We start from the raw sequence: 2,667 nt of genomic DNA on the forward strand, positions 1-2,667 counted from the left end.
GGCGGGTTGGATGGCGATGGAGTTGACTTTGACAAATCCGCGAGTGGTGTCGGAGACGTTGAGGGTCAGGCTCCGGTTGGCAGTTAGGCTGAACTTGGCCCGTATGTGGTCGCGGGCATAGCTAGCGCGATCCTGAAGGAATGTGTTGATATTATTGATATTGGACAGCCAGTTGGTATATGAATTACCCGTAAGCCATCGACTGAAATGTTCGGGCATATAAGGCTGGTACTGCTGTTGAATGGATGAGAGAAGGGCTGTTGTTCGACTGGCTAAAAAGGTGGTGTTGAGCAGGTCAGCATATCGGTTGATGAAGTAGGTTTTGAACGCTGGGATGTCGAGCAGCCGACGTAGAAAGAGGGTATAGGAAAGATCGGACCGGGTGGCAAAATTCAGCGTGTTGTTTTGGGCATTGTTTTGACCACTTAATCCATAATCGATGTCTTTCAGCATCCACCGCCATCGACCATCATGCCCACGAGCAGCATTGGGCTGGTATTGACTGGTTCGTTTTCGCCACAAAACAACATTATTGAGCGGCCAGTCGGTATTGGCTACGAAGATCTCGGCAATATTATAATCCGCAAAGTTCTCCACATCCATCTGGGTTTGCACGTAGGTGTAATTGATCGGATTGGTATTGGTGAAATAACTATTCAACGCCGTGAACTTTGTTAAGTCACCTTCAGAGGCTGAGTAACCATTTGCAATCTCTACCATATCCACACTATCGGTCGCAACAGCGTAATTTCGATTTACGTAGAATCGGTCATAGCGCTCGTAAAGGCCATGAATACCCCAATATTCGCCGTTCAGAAAAAGGGCAGCAGGGCGGTTCGATTGCGTGTCAAAGTTCAGATGTCGAACCATGGTTTGTCCGAACGCATCAATCAGGAGGCTGTAATCCCAATCGTTCCCACCGTTCCGGAGCAGGAGCCGATTGTAGAATAACGAAGCTGGACGATTATCGAAAAAAGGGTATTCGAAGTTACTTTTTCCATACAGGCGTAGGCTTTTGCGGGGTACTGAACGGGAGCAGCCACCATTTATTCGTATGTCTACAAGCTGATTGCTGACCGAACTGGTTCCGACAAAGATCTCTGCATTACCCGGTCGTTCCCAATCGTCGCCTTCATTGTCAAAATTGGCTGTCGTACAAAACCCGGTTCCGGTGTTAGGATTGGCTGCCCGCCAGTTATCGAAGGTTTTTCCGGCTGTGTAAATGCCTGTATTGTAATCAAAAAGATGTTTTTCGGTAAGGGCTAGTGAAACAACGGGTATAGTATACCTGGGGGGCGTAGCGGTAACGAAATACGTTTGCGTGACGATGTCGCTTGGTAAGGCGTTAGCTTTGTACACCAAGGCACGTACCACAGTTCCTTTGAAAACCGGACTGGTTGGAATGTAAGAGGCTGTGTAGGAAGCTGTCGACGACTTGATGGACACTTTATTCGCAGCACTGCTACGGTCCGAAATTGCCAGTGTCGTAGAATAGGGAAAGGTTCGGTAGGTTTCGGTTAATGTAGGCCCGTACGGTTGGCCCGGTTGCTGGGGGTAACTGTTTTTATACGTGAAACTGACCGCATTGGGTTTGGTTGGGTCGGGGTCAGAGCCATCCAGCGTGTAATAAATCGTGGCCGTAGGGTCGGGAGAACTCAAACTTAACGTAAATCCTGTGGTATAAAACCCTCCCGTTTGCGAAAAAACAGGCGGGTCCAGTATCTGAGCATAGCCAGTTTTTCCGTTGTTGGAGGCTTTGGGACTGCTGTTGGGCGTTTTAAAATACAGCCAGTTGGTGCTGCCGTTGGGCTGGCGACCCCAGGAAATGTCGGCCCGCTGTGGGCCAAAACTCAGCGTGTCGACCAGCGTGCTACCGTCAGGCCGGTAAAGACCCAACTGCTCCCCACTGGCCGACAGGCTGAAGCCAATATGATCGGCACCCCGGCTGGTCTGCCCGCTGGCCCACACCAGCAGAAAGCCGTTGGCGGGGATGATGGTTTTGGATGAACCGGAGACAAACTGGTATTTGGTGGGGTTGGCCAGGTTGTCGGTGATGAAGTAGCCAGCGATGTTGACCGAAAAGGAGTTGGGGTTATAGATTTCCAGCCAGTCTTCGAAGTTGCCCGAGCCATCAGCGAGGGTGGTCTGGTTGGAGGCCATCAGTTCGTTGATGTAGAGCTGCTGGCTTTGTGCGGAGAAAGATATACCTACAAGCAGGTATAGAATTATTAAAATAATTCGCCGTTTAATCATGACTGAGTGTGGAGTGTATTTCAGTTATGATTAAGGCAACAATTATACCATACTTATATATGATAAGTCTCTATATGGTTGTTTATTAATGACTTATGTTTTGCAAAAACGCGAAAATGTAAGTTGATTTATACCAGACTACTAGTTAACAATAGAGCAGAACGATGCTTAATTGTCCCCCTGAATGACGAGCGAGGCTGTTGCGGTGCTATAATCCAGTCGGGCATCAGTGCCGAACTCTACCCGCTTCGCCGTCGCATTGGCAACCGAGATAGTCACCACATGCCCATCATTAATTTTGACTACATCGCACAGGGTGGGCACCCGCCCACAACTCCAGGTGCCCACCGACGACCACAAACCCGATGCCAGACTCTGACAACTCCCCCGAGACACCACAATCTCATCGATGCG

General features: G+C 49.4%; 1 protein-coding gene and 1 pseudogene. Both read right to left on the reverse strand.

Translation table 11 applies throughout. From position 1 onward, the window contains the following. Positions 1–2,253: CotH kinase family protein (locus tag B153_RS0130805; RefSeq protein WP_020600609.1), on the reverse strand; the 2,253-nt coding region annotated here is incomplete at its 3' end. Positions 2,254–2,421: 168 nt separating this feature from the next. Then, positions 2,422–2,667 (reverse strand): annotated as a pseudogene (locus B153_RS0130810) (hypothetical protein); the annotation flags it as partial.

The organism is Spirosoma panaciterrae DSM 21099, from assembly GCF_000374025.1.
Taxonomy (GTDB): domain Bacteria; phylum Bacteroidota; class Bacteroidia; order Cytophagales; family Spirosomataceae; genus Spirosoma; species Spirosoma panaciterrae.